We start from the raw sequence: 18,289 nt of genomic DNA, 5'->3' as shown, positions 1-18,289 counted from the left end.
CTTGGCCGCCGAAGATGCCCGCCCGTCCCGCCGCGTGCGGTTGGGTGAATACGCCCTGAACCTGGCCCTCCGCGGGCTGCTGCTGCTGGCGCTGGCGTTGCCCTACCGGCTGCGCGTGCGGTTCATGGGCGGGCTGGTGTCGCGCGTGGTGGCGCCGCTGGCGGGCTGGCGCCGCCGCATCCGCAACAACCTGGCGCTGGTCTGGCCCGACCTGCCCGAAGACGAGATCCGCAAGCTGGAGCAGGCCGTGCCCGACAATGCCGGCCGAACCCTGATCGAGATCTATTCCGGCCGCCAGTTCCGCAATCGCATCCGCGACCTGGTCCCGGAGGGCCCCGGCCTGGCCGCCGTTGATACCGCCCGCGCCGAAGGGCGCGCCGTGCTGTTCGTCTCGGGGCATTTCGGCAATTACGACGCCTTCCGTGCCGCGATGTCGCTGCGCTACGGCGAGGTTGGCGCGCTCTACCGGCCGATGAACAACCGTTATTTCAATCGCCACTACGTCGACGCGATGGAAAGCGTGGCGGAACCGATGTTCGCCCGTGGCCGCAGGGGGCTGGCCGAAATGGTACGGTTCATGCGCGAGGGGCGGGCCTTTGCCATGCTGGGGGATCAGCATTTCGCCTCCGGCGCGCCGCTGGATTTTCTGGGTCAGCCCGCGATGACAGCCCTGTCCGCGGCGGAAATGGCGTTGAAATACAACGCACTGCTTGTGCCGATCTACGGTATTCGCCAGCCCGACGGCCTGACTTTCCGCGTGCTGGTCGAAGACCCGGTGACCCACAGCACCGCCGAAGAGATGACCCAGGCGCTGAACAACAGCCTCGCCCGCATGACCGAAGCTCATCCCGAACAATGGTTCTGGATTCACCGCCGCTGGAAATAACCGCGAGGAAAGGTCGGGGCAATCCCGTCAGATCCCGCCCCGGCCGAACCGCGCAGTGACGGCGCGAAAACGCCGGCGCGGCCCTCTAACCGACACGTCCCCTCCCTCAGGGGGCCAAGCCGACCCGCGCCCTGCGCGCGCCTCAGGGCAGGCGCGCCGCCGCCTCGATCACGCCGGGGCCTTCGCGCTGCACCAGCACCGCGCCGGGGCGGTCCTGCGCGGGAGAGACGGTCAGCTCCAGCGGGGCGGCCCCATCCCAATGGCTCAGCACCTGCCAATGGGTCACGATGTTGGAATAGCCGATCTTTTCTCCCGCATTCTCGCCGGTACGGATCTCCACCAGCTCATGCGGTTCGAAATGCACCAACTGCACGACATAGGGCCCGGTATCGCCGCCATTGCGCAACGCCACGCGGAACGTTCCCTGCCCGGCGGCGGCGATCTTCAGCGACAGGTTCACCTCCCGCTCCCGCTCGACCCGGATCAGGTCGGCGACATCCATCGGATGGGTGCCGACCACGGCCCCTGCCCCGCCAATGATCATCTGCGGCGTGTAAACCATGCGTCGGCCGGCGGCACGGGCGTAGTTTTTCTGGCGCTTGGAATAGGCGGGAGAGGCAAAGACATCCTTCCATCCCAGGTAGTCCCAGTAATCCACATGCAGCGCCAGCGGCAGGACATCGCCGCGATCCGACAATTCGCCCAGCAGGGCGTCGGCCGGCGGGCAGCTGGAACACCCCTGCGAGGTGAACAATTCCACCACGATCGGCCCCCGCTCCCCGGCGGCCAGTGGCATGGCGCCCATCATTCCTGCAAACGCCATCGCGGCCAGTCGCGCCATCATTGCCGTCATACTCCGTTCCCCTTCGGTCGTCAGAATAGGTAGAACCGACAGATTGAAATAACCAATCAAGGTTTTGCGAGACACGCGCCGGTGATCCCGCAGCGATCGGGCGTGATCGGCATGCCCCCCCGGGTTCGCCCCGCCCGCCCGGCGGGTTGCCTTGCCTTCTGTGTACAATGGCATACCTTTTTTGAGAACGCCCCCTTGATTGCATTCCGGCGATGATGCAGAAGCGGGCCAGCAGTACCCTCATTCCATGCCGAAAGGGAGCCACCCCATGCCCATTCAAGTCGGACAAGACACCAGCCGGACGCGCAAGACGCTGACGGTCGGCGATCAAAGCGTCGCCTATTACTCCATCCCCGCAGCCGAAGCGGCCGGGCTGGGCGATTTCGCCAAGCTGCCCGCCGCGCTGAAGGTGGTGCTGGAGAACATGCTTCGTTTTGAGGACGGCAAGACCGTCTCTGTCGAGGATATCAAGGCCTTTTCCGACTGGGGCAAGAACGGCGGCAAGAACCCCGTGGAGATTGCCTACCGCCCCGCCCGCGTCCTGATGCAGGATTTCACCGGCGTCCCGGCGGTGGTCGATCTGGCTGCCATGCGTGACGGGATCAAGGCCCTTGGCGGCGATGCGCAGAAGATCAACCCGCTGAACGCCGTCGACCTGGTCATCGACCATTCCGTCATGATCGACGAATTCGGCAATCCCCGCGCGTTCCAGATGAACGTGGACCGCGAATACGAACGCAACATGGAACGCTACCAGTTCCTGAAATGGGGCCAGGGCGCGTTCGAGAACTTCCGCGTCGTGCCCCCCGGCACCGGCATCTGCCACCAGGTGAACCTGGAATACCTGGCCCAGACCGTCTGGACCGATACCGACCAGAACGGTGAAACGGTGGCCTATCCCGACACTCTGGTGGGCACCGACAGCCACACCACCATGGTCAACGGCCTGGCCGTGCTGGGCTGGGGCGTCGGCGGGATCGAGGCCGAGGCGGCAATGCTGGGGCAACCGATCTCCATGCTGCTGCCCGAAGTCGTCGGCTTTGAGCTGACCGGCAAGATGGTCGAAGGCACCACCGGCACCGACCTGGTGCTGAAGGTTGTCGAAATGCTGCGCGAAAAGGGCGTTGTCGGCAAGTTCGTCGAATTCTACGGTGCCGGGCTGGACAGCCTGCCGCTGGCGGATCGCGCGACCATCGCCAACATGGCCCCTGAATACGGCGCCACCTGCGGCTTCTTCCCGATCGACGGCGAGACCCTGCGCTACATGGAGATGTCCGGCCGCGACAAGGACCGGATCGCGCTGGTCGAAGCCTATGCCAAGGAAAACGGCTTCTGGCGGGATGCGGATTACGCGCCGGTCTACACCGACACGCTGCACCTGGACATGGGCACCATCGTGCCCGCGATCTCCGGCCCGAAACGGCCGCAGGATTACATTGCACTGACCTCGGCATCCACAGAATTCGCCAAGTTCATTAAGGGCCTGCGCGAAGGCAAGGACGCATCGGCCAATGCCGAAGTCCGCTGGGAAGGGGAAGGCGGCGCGCCGGAGCCCAAGGACGTGCCGGGCGACGAGGGCCATCACCGCAAGGGCTGGTACAAGAGCGACGACAACGCCTATCAGCTGCATGACGGCTCCATCGTGATCGCGTCCATCACATCGTGCACCAACACGTCGAACCCCTACGTGATGATCGGCGCCGGCCTGGTCGCGCGCAAGGCCCGTGCCCTGGGCCTGAACCGCAAGCCCTGGGTGAAGACCTCCCTCGCGCCCGGCTCGCAGGTCGTGTCCGCCTATCTTGAGGCCGCGGGCCTGCAAGAGGACCTGGACGCCATCGGGTTCAACCTGGTCGGCTATGGCTGCACCACCTGCATCGGCAATTCCGGCCCGCTGGAGGCGCCGATTTCCAAGGCGATCAACGATTACGATCTGGTCGCGACCTCCGTCCTGTCAGGCAACCGCAACTTCGAGGGCCGGATCAGCCCGGACGTGCGCGCCAACTACCTGGCCTCCCCCCCGCTGGTGGTGGCCTATGCGCTGGTCGGTGACATGAATGTCGATATCGCCAAGGAGCCGCTGGGCACCGACCGCGACGGCAACCCCGTCTACCTCAAGGACATCTGGCCCAGCCAGGCGGAAATCGCCGAGCTGGTGGAAAAGACCGTCACGCGCGAAGCCTTCCAGTCCAAATATGCCGACGTTTTCAAGGGCGACGAGAAGTGGCAGGAGGTGGAGACCACCGACAGCGAGGTCTACGATTGGCCCGCCGGCTCCACCTATGTGCAGAACCCGCCTTATTTCCAGGGCATGTCCCCGGAGGCGGGCACCATCTCCGACGTCAAGGGCGCACGGATGCTGGCCCTGCTGGGCGACATGGTCACCACCGACCACATCTCCCCCGCCGGTTCGTTCAAGGAAAGCTCCCCCGCCGGGCAATACCTGCGCGATCACCAGGTTCCCGTGCGGGAGTTCAACTCCTACGGCTCCCGCCGTGGCAACCACGAGGTGATGATGCGCGGCACCTTCGCCAACATCCGCATCAAGAACGAGATGCTGGACGGGGTCGAAGGCGGCTATTCCAAGGGCCCGGATGGCGCGCAGACCTCGATCTACGAGGCCGCGATGGCCTGGCAGGATCAGGGTGTGCCGCTGGTCGTTGTCGGCGGTGAGCAATACGGCGCCGGCTCCTCCCGCGATTGGGCGGCGAAGGGTACCGCGCTGCTGGGCGTGAAGGCGGTGATCGCTGAGAACTTCGAACGGATCCACCGCTCCAACCTGGTTGGCATGGGCGTGATCCCCTTCGAATTCACCGATGGCGCGACCCGGAAGACGCTGAACCTGACAGGCGAAGAGGTCTTTGACATCACCGGGTTGGAGGGCGACCTTAAACCGCTGTCCAACGTGCCCTGCACCATCACCTATTCCGATGGCACCAAGGCGGAGATCGAGCTGAAGTGCCGGATCGATACGGCCATCGAAAAGGAATACGTCGAGAACGGCGGCGTCCTGCACTACGTGCTGCGCAACCTGGCCAAGGCGTCCTGATCACACGATCACACGCCCGGTTCTGACACCGGCCTTTCGGCCCCTCGTGTTCCGCACGGGGGGCCGTTTCACATTCTGGATGCGCCCTTTCGCAGTCCTGGCGGCCTATGTCACCTTGCAGGCAGGGGCGCGGCACGGTTGGATGGTGCGATGTCCGAAATCTCGCAGCAGATCATCCCGCTATACCGTCGGCACGGGCTTGACTGGAACCGGCTGCGCAGCCGCGCGCTGGTCGAACGGGACTGGCTGGCGGCCTTCGTGGCCGCCCTGCCCGCGCGGGCGGCGGTGCTGGATCTGGGCTGTGGCGCGGGCGATCCGCTGGCGCGGGCGCTATTGGCGCGGGGCGCACGGGTCACCGGGGTAGACACGTCCGCCCCGCTGCTGCGCCTGGCGCGGCAACGGATGCCGGCTGCGCACTGGCACCTGGGGGACATGCGCCGGCTGGCCATGGGCCGGCGGTTTCACGGCATCCTGGCCTGGGACAGCCTGTTCCACCTGGCACCTGCCGATCAACGCCGGCTGATGGCGCGCATCGCGGCCCATGCCGCGCCCGGTGCGGCGCTGATGTTCACCTCTGGTCCGCGCGCGGGAGTGGCCCTTGGGCGGTTCCGGGGGGCGCCGCTGTACCATGCCAGCCTGTCCCCGGAGGAGACCCGCCGCCTGCTGGCCCGCCACGGTTTCGCCCTGCTGCGGCACGGGGAGGAAGACCCGGCCTGCGGCGGGCGCACCGTCTGGCTGGCGCGCCGCGTCGGCCCTATCGCGGCGCGGCAGGGGCCTGGCGCCCGCGTGCCAGGATGAACAGGCCCGAAAGCACGATCAGCCCCGATCCCAGCAGCATCGCCGGGGTCAGCGTCTCGCCGAAGATCTGCACGCCCAGCAGGATGCCGAAGATCAGCCTGGTATAGCGGAAGGGCGTCACGGCAGAAATCTCACCGGTGCGCATCGCCTTCATCAGGCAGGCATAGGCCATTGTCCCCGCCAGCACCGCGCCGGTCAGCGCCGCCAGGTCGGCGCCCCCCGGCCAGACCGGCGGCACCCCCTGCCAGATCGCGTAGCCGACCCCGCCCAGGACATAGGAGGCAAAGCCGTAGAACCCCAGCAGCGCCGTCCCCAGCGCGGCCGGCGCCGCGCGGCTCGCCAGATCCCGGCAGGCGAAGCCCAACATACCCAGGATCGCCAACAACGACAGGGGGGAAAACCCGTCGGTCCCCGGCTGCACGATCACCACGACCCCCAGCAACCCGATGCAGATCGCAGTCCAACGCCGCCAGCCCACCGTCTCCCCAAAGACGAGGGCGGCGCCGGCGACCACCACGATCGGCGTCGCCTGAAGGATCACCGTCGCCGCCGACAAAGGCGTCAGCGAAATCGCCATGAGGTAGAAGATCCGGCCCGTGATCTCGAACAGGACACGCAGACGCATGGGCCGGCAAAACGCCTCCGCCGGAAAGAACCGTTGTCGCGTCGCGGCCATCACCGCGGCAAAGATCAGCGTGCCCCCCAGCCCGAACATCGCCAGGATCTGCCCCACCGGTATCGTGCGGGAGGCGCCTTTCAACAGCGCATCTTCGACGGCGAAGGCCGCCATGGCGGCGATCATCCATAGCGCGCCGCGCAGGTTGTCCGGGCGGGCGGGGGCCAGTTGCGTGTCCATGGGGCGTCCTGTTCGGGAAACGGCGGAAGGCGGCGCCCGACCAGCAGGGGCACCGGGCGGGCATATCAACCACCCCCCCACCGGGCAATCCATCAGGCGCCGCACCCCCGCAATTGCGGCACCTGCGGCAAAAGGCGCTTGTGCCGCCGGGTCGGGCGGGGCCTGATGGCGGCATGTCAGATTCAACCCTCCGCCCCGCCATCCTGGTCATCGGCGCCGCCCGTGGCATCGGCCGCGCCATCGCCGAGGCGCTGATCCCCGATCACCGTGTCGTCATCACCTGGCACAGCGCCCATGCGGAGGCACAGGCGCTAAGCGCGCGCGGCGTCACCTGCATCCGGGCCGATTTCACCGACCCGGACGCCCCGGCCCGCGTGGTCGCGCAGGCGGTGGCCGCCGTAGGGCCGCTGTCGGGGCTGGTCAACAATGCCGGGGCCATCGCCGAAGGCGGCATCGACGGCTTCGACCCCAAGGCGGCGGAGACCGTGATGCGGGTCAACCTGATGGCGCCGTTGGCGCTGGTCGCCGCCGCGCTGGACCAGCTGGCCCCCGGCGCCAGTGTCGTGAACATCACCAGCATGAACGCCCGCTTTCCCGCCGCCGGCGCACTGGCCTATTCCGCCTCCAAGGCGGCGCTGGACAATGCCACCATCGGCCTGGCAAAGGCGCTCGGCCCGCGCGGCATTCGGGTGAACGCCGTCGCCCCCGGCGCGGTGGAGCGCGACCACGCCCCCCGCCCGGCCGAGTTGCAACAGAAGTTCCTGGCGGAAATGGCGCTGGATCACCTGCCCGAAGATCACCAGATTGCCTCCGCCGTCCGCTACCTGCTGTCGCCAGGAGCGGGGGCGATGACCGGCGCGGTCCTGCCGGTAACGGGAGGCTTCCGGCTTTAGCTCCGGTCGCTCTCGGCGGGCGCGCGCGCAGGCAGGCTGACGCCCGCGTCTTTCAGCGCGGGCAGGATGCGGTCGGTCACCACCCGGTCGGTCAGCGGCCCGGCAAAGCGCAGAAGGATCGTGCCGTCGCCATCGACGATATAGGTTTCCGGCACGCCGTAGAGGCCCCAGTTCAACGCCATCCGGCCCTGCGGATCGGCGCCGATCCCGGAATAGGGGTCGCCCAGTTCTTTCAGGAACGCCAATGCCTTGTCCGGCTCGTCCTTGTAATTGACGCCGTAGATCGGCAGCCCGGCCTCCGCCAGTTCGGTCAGGTTGGGATGTTCCACCCGGCAGGGCGCGCACCAGCTGGCCCAGAAGTTCACCAGGGCAACTTCGCCCGCGCGCAACGCCTCGTCGCCGAAGGGCTCCGACGGGCCCAGCTGCGTCAGCACCACTTCGGGCGCCTCCCGCCCTTCAAGGGCCGAGGGCAGCGCATCGGGGTCTTCCCGCTGCATTCCGATGAAGAAAACCGCGGCCAGACCGGCGAAGATCACCGGCGGCGCGATCATGAGCGGAGAGAGCTTAGCCATGTTTCACCTGTTTCTCGACCTCGTCCAGCCGCGCCCGCACGCGCCGTGCGCGCCACAGGCTGATCCCTGTCACCCCCGCCAGAAGCAGCAGCGACAGCCCATAGGCGCTGAGCACCTCGGCGGCGTATTTCCCCAGTTCCGGCATCACGTCATCCGCTCCCGCCGCAGCAGGGCGCGCATCCGCCGGGCGCGGATCTCCGTCTGGGTGCGCAACAGCACCAGCGCCAGGAACAGCAGCACGAAGCCCGCGATGGAGACCAGCAGCGGGTGGTAGAAGACATCGGCCACGTTCTCTTCCTTGTCGAGGCTGAGCGAGGCGCCCTGATGCAGCCCCTGGTTCCAGAAATTCACCGCGTAGCGTGACAGCACCGCAAAGACCGATCCCACCATGCACAGGATGGCGGTCAGGTCGGCGGCGGTATCGTCATCCTCGATCGCGGACCACAGGGCGATGTAGCCCAGGTAGAACAGGAACAGGATCAGAAACGACGTCAGCCGCGGATCCCAGGCCCACCAGGTGCCCCACATCGGCTGCCCCCAGATCGCGCCCGTCACCAGGGCGATCACCGTCATCACCGCCCCCACAGGCGCCGCCGCGCGTGCGGCCAGCGCGCTGACATGGTGGCGCCGCACCAGCCAGATCAACGAGGCGACCAGCATCATCAGCCAGGCGTTGATCGCCATCAGCGCCGCCGGCACATGCAGATAGATGATCTTGACCGTCGCGCCCTGGCGATAATCCTCGGGCGTGAAGAAGAACCCCCAGACCAGCCCCACCGCCAGCGCCACGGCCGCCAGCACCGCCACGACGGGCAGCAGCCGGTCGGCGGTGTCGATGAACTTTTTGGGGTTCGCATATTCCCAGATGGAGGCCATGCCTGTCCCTACCCTATCCCGATCGTGGCGCACATTCACATTATCGCAGGTTGACCCGCAAGACCGCTGCGGCGGCAAACGGCAGCAGCGCCACAGTGCCGCAGGTTATTCCTGCCAACAGCAGCAGTGGCGCCTGAAGGACCATGCCCTCGGCGCCGCGGCGGGCGACTTCGGCGCCGAAGATCAGCACCGGCACATACAGCGGCAGCACCAGCAGCGACAGCAGCAGCCCGCCGCGCTTCAACCCCACGGTCAGCGCAGCACCGAAGGCCCCGATCACGCTCAGCGCCGGGGTGCCCAGCAGCAGCGACAACATCAGCCACCCCTGCCCCGCCGCCGGCAGCGACAGCAGCACCCCCAGCACCGGCGCCGCGCCCACCAGCGGCAGGCCGGTGGTCAGCCAATGGGCCAGCGCCTTGACCGCGACGACCCCCTCCAGCGGCAGCGGCGCGGTGGCCAGCAGGTCCAGCGATCCGTCCTCCCGGTCCAGGGCAAAGATCCGGTCCAGCGACAGCAAACAGGCCAGCAGCGCACCCACCCACAGGATGCCCGGCGCGATCCCGGCCAGCCGTTCGGTCTGCGGCCCCACGCCAAAGGCCACCAGTGCGACCAGGATCAGGTAGAACACCAGCCCCAGGCCAAAGCCGCCCCCGGCGCGCACCGCCAGCCGCAGGTCGCGGATCAGCAGGGCGATCACAGGAAGGCCTCGTCGAAGTCCCGCGTCAGCCGGGGGCGCGCGCGAAAGGGCGCCACGTCCAGAACCTGCGCCTCGGCCAGGCCCAGGTCGATATGGGTGGCGATCACCGCCAGCCCGCCGCCCGCCAGATGCGACCGCACCGCCGCCGTGAACAGCGCGACCGACGCGGTATCGAGCGAGACCGTCGGCTCGTCCAGCACCCAGGCGGGGCGGCCGGTCACCACCAGCCGCGCAAGCCCCAGCCGCCGTGCCTGACCCGCCGACAGGCTGCCCGCCGCACGGTCGCGCAGCGCCCCAAGGTCAAAGGCCGCCAGCGCCGGGGTGATGTCGCGCCGCCCGTGGACCCGCGCCCAGAATTCCAGGTTCTCCGCCACGGTCAGCGCCTGCTTGATCCCGTCGGCATGGCCGGCATAGGCCACGCTTTCGGCCGGGGCGGAGACGTGGCCCGACAGCGGTGGCTGCAGCCCCGCCAGCGTGCGCAGCAGCGTCGTCTTGCCCGCCCCGTTGGGCCCGCGCAGGACCAGCGCCGTCCCGGCGGGCACGGCGAAACCCAGCCCTTCCAGCACCGGCAGGCCGCCACGCGCGACAGCAAGATCCGTGACCCTCAATTCCATGCGCCCCCCATAGCGCGCAGCGGGCGGCGCGGAAACCCCGCGCCGCCCGTCGCTGTGCATCGGCTCTCGTGCTGGCCGGCCCCCATGCCGGTCGGTCGCCCCGACCAGCGGGCGCCGCCGCCATGGGCCCCGGTCAATTGGTGATGATCTCCGGCCCCATCATCAGGATCGGCAACCAGGTGGAGATCGCAGGCACATAGGTGACCAGGATCAGGAACACGAAGAGCACGGCCAGGAAGGGCAGCGCCGCGCGGACCACGCGCATCATCGGCATCCCCGCCACGCCGGAGGTGACGAACAGGTTCAGCCCCACCGGCGGCGTGATCATCCCGATTTCCATGTTCACGACCATGATGATGCCCAGGTGAATGGGATCGATCCCCAGCTGGATCGCGATCGGAAAGACCAGCGGCGCGACGATCACGATCAACCCCGACGGCTCCATGAACTGGCCGCCGATCAGCAGGATGACGTTCACGATCACCAGGAACATGATCGGCCCGAACCCGGCCGCCAGCATGGCCGAGGCGATCTGTTGCGGGATCTGCTCATCCGTCAGCACGTGCTTCAGGATCAGGGCGTTGGCGATGATGAACATCAGGGTGATCGTCAGCTTCCCGGCCTCGAACAGGGTGTCGCGGGTCGCGCGGGAGAACAGGCTGGGAATGGCCCAGATCACGTTCTCCACATTGCCTTTGACCACCAGACCCGCGCCGCGCGCCAGGCTGGTTGCATAGCTGCCACCGACCCCCGCCAGCCCCTGTGCCCCGCGCGACAATGCGAACAGGAACACCGCCGGCGGCAGGCAGCAGACCACCAGCCCGGCCACCGCCATGGCAAGGCCCGGCCAAAGACCCACACCCTGGCCCATGACGGCGCTGGCCATGAACCACAGCCAGGGCAACACGCCCATCACCGCGAAGAGTCCCGTCGCCATGCCGCGCAGGATCCCGCGCCGCGCGGCCAGCGACATCAGCGCCCCGGCCACAATGGCCACGGCAATGAACACCACCCCGATCAGCGCCGCATCCCCGGCATCCAGCGCGTCGGAGACAACGGCGATCATCTGCCACAGGATCGCGTTCACCAGGCTGAACCCGACGACGCGGAACCCCAGCAGATCCGTCGCTTCGCGCCCCTCGGGCAGCCATTTGCGGCGGCTCAGCGGCCCCATGTCGCGATAGATGAAGATCGCCACGAGGAAGGCATAGACCGAGGCGACCGCCGCGGCCTCTGTCGGTGTGAAGATGCCGCCGTAGATGCCCACCAGGATGATCACGATCAGGAACAGGCCCCAGCCCGCCTCCAGCATGGAATCCATGACCTCGCCCCAGCCCAGCCAGTCACCCTTGGGCAGGTTGCGCAGCTTGGCGATGCCGTAGATCGTGGCCATCAGCATCCCGCCCGCGACCAGGCCGGGAATGACCCCCGCCAGGAACATCCGCCCCACCGACACGTCGGTGGCGGAGGCATAGACCACCATGACGATGGAGGGCGGGATCAGGATGCCCAGGGTGCCCGCATTGGCGATGACCCCGGCGGCGAAATCCTTGGAATAGCCGACCTGCTGCATCCCGGCGATGACGATCGTGCCGATGGCCACCACCGTCGCGGGCGACGAACCGGACAGCGCGGCGAACATCATGCAGGCCACCACGCCCGCGATGGCCAGCCCGCCGGGCAGATGCCCCACCAGCGCGATGGAGAACCGGATGATCCGCTGCGCCACCCCGCCGGTGGACATGAAGGAGGAGGCCAGGATGAAGAACGGGATCGCCAGCAGCGTGTAATGCCCCGCCATCGCCTGGTAGAAACTTTGCGCGATGGAGGCCAGCGAGGTGTCGGAAAACATCAGCAGGAACAGGATGGAGCTGAGCCCCAGCGAAATCGCGATCGGCACGCCGATCAGCAGCAGGCCGACGACCATGCCGAAAAGAAGGACAACATCCATGGTTCAGCGCTCCTGGCTGGTGACGGTTTCGGCGTCGCGGGCGGCGACCACATCGGCCAGCGCGTCTTCGGCCTCGTGGCTGACGATCAGCGCCTCGCGGGTACCACGCAGCACGCCGATCGTGGCCTGGATCAGCCGGAACAACAGCAGCGCCACGCCCAGCGGCAGGATCACATAGGGGATCACGCGGGGCAGCTTGTCGTATTCCTCGCCGTAGTTGATCAGGTCTTCGAGAAACCGGAACATCGCCGGCATCGGCACCTGATCGGTAACATAGAAGGCGCGATCCCGCGTACCGTCTGCCAGCCCGGTGGGGAACCAGCGGCCGGTGGTCTGTTCCAGCCCGGCAAAGGGCGCCCAGTAATCCCACGCGCCCTTCATCAGCAGCACCCCGTAAAGAAGGCAGACCGCCGCCGCCAGAAGCGCGGCCGCCCGGCGCCCCCGCCCCGGCAGAAGGGAGATCACGGCATCCACACCCAGATGGGCGGTGACCTTGACCCCGTAGCTGACGCCGAAGATCACCAGCCAGGCAAACAGGATCAACGTGACCTCCAGCCCCCAGATCAGCGATTCGTTGAACCCGTAGCGCAGCACCACGTTGATGAAGGTGACCAGCGTCATCAGGCCCAGAAGCACGGCGATGGCCGTTTCCTCCAACCCGGTGACAATCCGGCCCAGGCGGCCGGTGGCGGCCGTGTCGTTGCGGTGGGTCATCGCGTCTACCCCGTCGATGCGTTCATTGCGCCATTGCGATCCTGCGGGCCCCGTCGCTGGCGGTCCGGGTGGGATCCGGGTGATGCGCGCAAGCGCGCTGCCCGGGGGCCCCGTGTTCTGCCCTGTGAAAAGCCTGGCCCCGCAAGGCCCGGCCCTGAGCCTTCCGGCTCTTGAAAACTCCGGCTCCTGAAGCTCCCGGCCCGGAATGCCCGCCGGCGGATCACGCCATCGGTCCGGCTCCGAGGCCAGGACCGCAAGTTGATCGTTCCTCCGGCCTTCCGTTCGATCCCCGCACCAGTTCAGGCGCAAGGGGCCGGCCACAGACACGCCAGACGATCCGTCCCGGCCTAGGCCCGGTCCCGCGGCCCGGCCCTATCCCCGCAAGCGGGGCCGGGTCGCGGTCCGGTCCGCGCCGGGGGACATCTCGGCCCCCCGGCGCGGTCCCCTACGATCAGTTCTGCGCGTTGATCTCCTGCGCGGCGGCGACGTTCTCCTCGCCCACGTCATCCATGAACTGGTCCCACACGGGTTTCATCGCGTTCACCCACATCTCCCGCTGTTCGGGGGACAGCTGGCGCACGGTGCCGCCGGCCTCGACGATCGCGTTCTTGGCTTCTTCGTTGACGGCAAAGCTTTCCGCGTTGCGGGTTTCCGTCACCTCGGCGAGGATGGTCAGGAACTGATCGCGCGGCTCCGCATCCATGCTGTCCAGCCAATCGACGGAGGCCACGACAAGGTAGTCGATGATGCCGTGGTTCGTTTCCGTCACGCCGTCCTGAACCTCAAAGAACTTCTGTCCGTAGATGTTGGACCAGGTGTTCTCCTGCCCGTCCACCACGCCGGTCTGCAACGCGCCATAGACCTCGGAAAAGGCCATCGGCTGGGGGGAGGCGTCCAGCGCCTCCATCTGGGCGACCAGAACGTCCGAGGGCTGCACGCGGAACTTCAGGCCAGCGGCATCGCCCGGCGCTTCCAGCGGCACATTGGCCGAAAACTGCTTCATCCCGTTGTGCCAGAAGGCCAGCCCTTGCAGGCCCCGGCGCTGCATCGCGTCCTTCATCGCCTGCCCGGTCTCGGAGTTCTGGAAGGCATCGACGGCATCGATGTTCTTGAACATGAAGGGCAGATCGAAGATGCGGTATTGCTTGGTGAAGGTTTCGAATTTCGACAGCGACGGCGCGGCCAGCTGCACGTCGCCCTGCAACATCGCCTCCAGCACCTGATCGTCATTGTAGAGGGTGGAGTTCGGATAGACCTCCATGCAGGCGGTGCCGTTCATCTCCTCGTTGACGCGCTCCGCCAGCAGCGAGGCGGCGATCCCCTTGGGGTGGCGGTCGTTGTTGGTGACATGGCTGAACTTGATCACCATCTCGCCATCGTCGCAGGCGGCGAAACCGGCGGTGGCGGTCACGGACAGGGCCAGCGCGGTGGCGGCCGTGGTCAGGAATTTCATGATATGTCTCCTCCCGAGAGCATTGGTCAGGGGTTGTCCCTTGCGGCTGGCAGCGTCGGCCCTGCACGGCGCGTGATCAAGAGAAAGTGAGCAGGCGATGCTCGAACCCGGTTCTACGCTTTATTTCAAGGGGTTTGGCGGGGAAGTTGATGCGCCCACCCCGGTGCCTGATACCGTCCCGTGCGGATTCTCACACGCCCCGCAACCGCTTTGTGCGGATTTTCGCACAGCGCGCCGAGCGAATCTCCGGCCGCCCGTCAGCCCGCCAGCGCCTCCAGATCCGCCCGGATGGCGCCCCGCAAGGTGGCCATCTCCTCGCGTTCCGCATCGTCGAAATAGTGGAACCCCCAGTCATCGGTGGTGATCCGGTCAAGAACGCCAAGAACGGAAAGGAGGATGGGCGGGAAATAGGAGTGAAATACTATCTTCCCCTCAGGGCCGAAGTGAACGAAGCCGTTCCGCTGCTGCATCAGCGACTTGAGGCATTCGTTCTCATCCTGATCAAGCTTGTAGACCCCTCCGGCATGCTCGTGGCGCTTGTTGCCCTGCAACCTGTCCAAAAGGATGATCCAACCACCGACAAACGGGTCTTGCGGCAGGGGCCCCAAAGGGCCCCCGTCAGCAGGAAAAGCCTCAAAGAACTTATTGATTTCTTCTTTATATTCCCACGCCCCGACCCCGGCGGTTCCAGACAGAATGCAGACACAGCTGGAGGTAAAGGCGCAGGCCATCGCGATCACGGCCCATTTCCACGCCTGATGCTCGCCATCCCGAACCCGTCGCACCTGCAAGGAGACCTCCCGCAGGGAAACCAGAACATCCTGTTGCGGGTCGGTTTCGAAATAGGGGAGATCCATGTCCCCTTCGGCGTCCATTTCCGCGGTCATCGGTACTCCTCCGGTTTCAGGCCATAGCGGGTCAGCTTGTCGTAAAGCGTCTTGCGCGGCAGTTTCAGGGCCTCGGCGGCCTGTGCGGCGCGGCCGCCGGACTTGCGCAGGGCCGCCGCCAGAAGGGAGCGTTCGATGCGCGCCATCTGGTCGGTCAGGCCCAGTTCCTCGGATGGGGAGGCGCTGCCGACGCCCAGCACCAGGCGCATCGCCTCGCTCATCAGGGCGCGGGCGTTGCCGGGCCAGTCGCGGGCCATCAATGCCGCGATCACGTCTTCGGTCACCTCCGGGGCGGGCAGGCCCGATTGCTCGGCCGCCTGCGCGACATATTGGCGGAACATCACGGGAATGTCTTCCGGCCGGGCGGACAGCGCGGGGATATGCACCTCCACCACGGCGAGACGGTAGTAGAGATCGGTGTTGAACGCGCCGCTCTCCGCCGCGCGTTGCAGCGCCTCGGTACTGCCTGCGATCAACCGCGCGCCCAACCCCTGCTCCAGCCGTTCGGCGAGGGCGAATTGCAGGTCTTCGGACAGGCGTTGCACCTCGTCCAGATAGAGTGCCCCGCCCGCCGCTTCCCGGGTGGCCGCCTCGAAATCCTCGCGGGTCAGCCCGGCGGCGGAACGTTTGACAAAGGGGCGCTGCGCGGTCGGCGAGGACAGGTGAATAACCTCCGCCACCTTGGGAATCCCGGCACCCGGCGCACCAGTGACCAGCACCTCCGTCCCGGCGGCGGCGGCGCGGCGGGCCTGGTCGCGCAGGGTCTCCGACCGGGCGGAGGAGCCGAAGATCATCCGCGCCGCCGGATCGCCGGTTTCCAGCTGCGCCTTCAGCCGCCGGTTCTCCAGCACCAGCGCGCGGGTTTTCAGCGCGCGTTCCAGCACGGGCAGCAATTCCGCCGTGGCACAGGGTTTTTCAAGGAACCCGAACGCCCCCTTCTTCATCGCGGAGACGGCCATGGGGATGTCACCCTCTCCGGTCAGCAGGACGACGGGCAATTCGGGATCGCGGCCCAGCACGTAGTCCAGCAGGTGGAACCCGTCGCGGCCGGGCATGCGGATGTCGGACAGGATGACGCCGTCAAATTCGGGCGTCAGCCGGTCCTTGGCCTCCACAAAGGAGGCGGCGGCGATGGCCTCCATCTCGGCCAGCTCCAGCGTTTGCGACAGCGCCTCCCGCACCGCTGCGTCATCATCCACCAGAAGAACCTTGCCCATGCGCATCCCCGCCTCTCTTCGTCACGGCCCGTCGTCCGGGCCTTTCTTCGGCCCCATCATTCGGCCCTGTCGTTCGGCCTAGTCATTCCGGCCAGTCATTCCGGCCGACGTCCGGCCCCTATTCACCCCCCTGTCCGGCCCGTCTTCGGACCCGCCGTCCGGCCCGCGCGCGATGGCGGGCGCCAGTTGCACGGTGAATTCCGCCCCGCCGTCGGGATGGTTGGCGCCCCGGATCGCGCCGCCGAAACTTTGCACCAACCCGTAGGAGATCGACAGTCCGAGGCCCATCCCCTCGGAGGCACCGACCTCCTTGGTGGTGTAGAACGGGTCAAAGATCCGCTCCGGCGCGGCGATGCCGGGACCGGTGTCGCGGATGCGGATGGCCGGGCCTGCGACCTCCGGCTCCCCGCCCGTGGCGTCGGTCAGCAGGATGTCCAGACGTTTGTGCGATTGGCCGGCCATGGCATCGGCCGCATTGGTGATCAGGTTGACCAGTACCTGGCCCAGCCGAACCTCCCCCCCCATCGCCCAGACCGGGCCGGTGGGACGGTTCCATCGCAGCTGCACGCCCTCGCGGCTCAGCCGCGCCTCCGTCATCTCCAGCGCGCTGTCGATCACCGCGACCAGATCGACCCGGCGGACCGGTTCGCTTTCCTGGCGGGCAAAGGCGCGCAGGTTGCGGATGATGCGGCCCATCCGGCCCGACAATTCGGCGATGCGGGTCAGGTTCTGCGCCGCCTGCTCCGGGCGGTCGCGGTCCAGGAACAGGGCGCCGTTCTCCGCGAACTGACGGATCGCCATCAACGGCTGGTTCAGCTCATGGCTCAGCCCGGCGGACATCTGGCCCAGCGCCGACAGCTTGCCCGCCTGCACCAGTTCGGCCTGGGCGCGTTTCAGCGCCTGCTCGGCCTCTTCCCGCTCTGCCACCTCGCGGCGCAGTGCCAGGTTGGCGCCCGACAGCTCTGCCGTGCGGGCGGCCACGCGACTTTCCAGAAGTTGGTTGGCCTGTGCCAGCGCCCGCCGCCGCTCTGCCGCGACCAGAAGCGCGGCGCCGAAAATGACGCAGATCAGCGCGACCACCGCCGCCTGAAGCCCCGCCAGGCGGAAGGCCGGGCCGGCGTCGATCAGCGCCTCCGCCCGCATCCCGATCTGCGGCAGATCCCGCGCCAGGTGCAGGGCACGTCGCGGCAGCCAGACGCTCCAATCCAGCTGCCAGATCTCGTGACCGGCGACCTGGCGGGCGGTCATCCGGGACACGCGGCCACCGGGCGGGTTCAACCCCGCCTCCCCCGCGGCGCGGCGCCAGCCCAGGATCTCGGAGCGGTTGGTGATGAACACCTCCCCTTGCGCATCCACAAACAGCACCGCCGGGCGATCCCCGCGCCAGGCCTGTTCCAGCAGGTCCACGTTCACCACGGCGAACAATACCCCCGTCACCCCGCCATCGGCGGCAAAACTGGGCGCGGCATAGATATAGGCCCGCCCGCCCGTCGCCGGGTCGATCCCGTGAGAGATCCCCAGCGCCCCGGTCATCGCCCGTTCGAAGGCCGGATCGGCGGCGATGTCATCGCGCAACGCGACCGACAGCGGGCGGGCCGCGGCCAGCACCCGCCCGTCGCGCCCCGCATAGATCATGTTCAGCGCGCCGGTGCGGTCGATGGCGGCCAGCAGCAGCGCATCCGCCGCCGCCCCGTCGCCCTGCCCCCGCGCCAGCCGCGCCAGCACAGGGTGATCGGACATCAGCACCGCCAGGTCGCGATACCGTTGCAACTGGCCGTTCAGCCGGTCCACGGCCAGCGCCAGGTCGGCCCGGCCCCGTTCGGCCAACGGCGTCAGCGCCTGGCGATAGGCCGATTGCCAGACCAGCGTGGCAAAGACCGCCACGCCGCACAGCGACAGGGCCAAGATCATGAGACGTCGCGACATCCTACCTCCGGCTCTTGGTTTAGCGCGCGGGGGCTTGCCTTGGCCAGTTC

The 18,289-nt window shown here is 67.5% G+C and carries 17 protein-coding genes; 4 read left to right on the top strand and 13 right to left on the bottom strand.

The window, feature by feature from the left end:
• Nucleotide 1 precedes the first annotated feature (1 nt).
• Nucleotides 2-886, top strand: a complete 885-nt coding sequence (locus G5A46_RS11150; protein ID WP_204318729.1) for a lysophospholipid acyltransferase family protein — start codon at nt 2-4, stop codon at nt 884-886.
• A 142-nt stretch (nt 887-1,028) separates the two neighbouring features.
• On the opposite strand, the gene G5A46_RS11145 is transcribed toward G5A46_RS11150, so the two are convergent.
• Complete coding sequence (locus G5A46_RS11145; protein ID WP_239520769.1) at nt 1,029-1,739, bottom strand: DUF1223 domain-containing protein; 711 nt, start codon at nt 1,737-1,739, stop codon at nt 1,029-1,031.
• A gap of 268 nt (nt 1,740-2,007) precedes the next feature.
• On the opposite strand from G5A46_RS11145, the gene acnA reads away from it, so the two are divergent.
• Nucleotides 2,008-4,785, top strand: a complete 2,778-nt coding sequence (acnA, locus tag G5A46_RS11140; protein WP_163849459.1) for an aconitate hydratase AcnA — start codon at nt 2,008-2,010, stop codon at nt 4,783-4,785.
• Between the two features lie 150 nt (nt 4,786-4,935).
• A complete protein-coding gene (locus G5A46_RS11135) occupies nt 4,936-5,583 on the top strand; it encodes a class I SAM-dependent methyltransferase (protein WP_163849458.1) in 648 nt (215 codons plus the stop codon).
• Here G5A46_RS11135 and G5A46_RS11130 read toward each other — a convergent pair.
• Complete coding sequence (locus G5A46_RS11130; RefSeq protein ID WP_239520768.1) at nt 5,540-6,439, bottom strand: DMT family transporter; 900 nt, start codon at nt 6,437-6,439, stop codon at nt 5,540-5,542. The two genes, G5A46_RS11135 and G5A46_RS11130, sit on opposite strands and share 44 nt — an antisense overlap.
• 173 nt (nt 6,440-6,612) lie before the next feature.
• Between G5A46_RS11130 and G5A46_RS11125 the strand changes: the two genes are divergently transcribed.
• Nucleotides 6,613-7,332 (top strand): SDR family NAD(P)-dependent oxidoreductase, encoded by a 720-nt coding sequence (locus tag G5A46_RS11125; RefSeq protein ID WP_163849457.1) that lies wholly within the window; start codon nt 6,613-6,615, stop codon nt 7,330-7,332.
• Here G5A46_RS11125 and G5A46_RS11120 read toward each other — a convergent pair.
• From G5A46_RS11120 to G5A46_RS11070, 11 genes are all read right to left on the bottom strand, one after another.
• The gene (locus G5A46_RS11120) at nt 7,329-7,904 is read right to left on the bottom strand and encodes a DsbE family thiol:disulfide interchange protein (RefSeq protein ID WP_163849456.1); all 576 of its coding nucleotides are present in this window, start codon (nt 7,902-7,904) and stop codon (nt 7,329-7,331) included. The two genes, G5A46_RS11125 and G5A46_RS11120, sit on opposite strands and share 4 nt — an antisense overlap.
• Nucleotides 7,897-8,049: a heme exporter protein CcmD gene (gene ccmD, locus G5A46_RS11115; RefSeq protein ID WP_420821357.1), complete on the bottom strand. Its 153-nt coding sequence runs from the start codon at nt 8,047-8,049 to the stop codon at nt 7,897-7,899. Before ccmD ends, G5A46_RS11120 begins: the two co-directional genes overlap by 8 nt.
• The gene (locus G5A46_RS11110; protein WP_163849454.1) at nt 8,049-8,780 is read right to left on the bottom strand and encodes a heme ABC transporter permease; all 732 of its coding nucleotides are present in this window, start codon (nt 8,778-8,780) and stop codon (nt 8,049-8,051) included. Before G5A46_RS11110 ends, ccmD begins: the two co-directional genes overlap by 1 nt.
• 40 nt (nt 8,781-8,820) lie before the next feature.
• Complete coding sequence (gene ccmB, locus G5A46_RS11105) at nt 8,821-9,477, bottom strand: heme exporter protein CcmB (protein ID WP_163849453.1); 657 nt, start codon at nt 9,475-9,477, stop codon at nt 8,821-8,823.
• On the bottom strand, nt 9,474-10,091 hold the full coding sequence (ccmA, locus tag G5A46_RS11100) for a heme ABC exporter ATP-binding protein CcmA (RefSeq protein WP_163849452.1): 618 nt from the start codon (nt 10,089-10,091) through the stop codon (nt 9,474-9,476). Before ccmA ends, ccmB begins: the two co-directional genes overlap by 4 nt.
• Before the next feature lie 133 nt (nt 10,092-10,224).
• Nucleotides 10,225-12,042 (bottom strand): TRAP transporter large permease, encoded by a 1,818-nt coding sequence (locus G5A46_RS11095; protein WP_163849451.1) that lies wholly within the window; start codon nt 12,040-12,042, stop codon nt 10,225-10,227.
• Between the two features lie 3 nt (nt 12,043-12,045).
• Nucleotides 12,046-12,756, bottom strand: coding sequence for a TRAP transporter small permease (locus G5A46_RS11090; protein ID WP_163849450.1), 711 nt, complete (start codon nt 12,754-12,756; stop codon nt 12,046-12,048).
• Between the two features lie 451 nt (nt 12,757-13,207).
• Complete coding sequence (locus G5A46_RS11085; protein ID WP_163849449.1) at nt 13,208-14,209, bottom strand: DctP family TRAP transporter solute-binding subunit; 1,002 nt, start codon at nt 14,207-14,209, stop codon at nt 13,208-13,210.
• A gap of 257 nt (nt 14,210-14,466) precedes the next feature.
• Nucleotides 14,467-15,096 carry a hypothetical protein gene (locus G5A46_RS11080; protein ID WP_163849448.1) on the bottom strand — a complete coding sequence of 210 codons (630 nt, stop codon included), beginning with the start codon at nt 15,094-15,096 and terminating at the stop codon, nt 14,467-14,469.
• The gene (locus tag G5A46_RS11075) at nt 15,093-16,319 is read right to left on the bottom strand and encodes a sigma-54-dependent transcriptional regulator (protein ID WP_420821356.1); all 1,227 of its coding nucleotides are present in this window, start codon (nt 16,317-16,319) and stop codon (nt 15,093-15,095) included. Before G5A46_RS11075 ends, G5A46_RS11080 begins: the two co-directional genes overlap by 4 nt.
• Before the next feature lie 72 nt (nt 16,320-16,391).
• Entirely contained in the window at nt 16,392-18,239 is a 1,848-nt protein-coding gene (locus tag G5A46_RS11070; RefSeq protein ID WP_163849446.1) for a sensor histidine kinase, read from the bottom strand.
• Nucleotides 18,240-18,289 lie beyond the last annotated feature (50 nt).

Source organism: Pseudooceanicola aestuarii, assembly GCF_010614805.1.
Lineage (GTDB): Bacteria > Pseudomonadota > Alphaproteobacteria > Rhodobacterales > Rhodobacteraceae > Pseudooceanicola > Pseudooceanicola aestuarii.
This window is presented reverse-complemented; position numbering and strand designations above follow the sequence as displayed.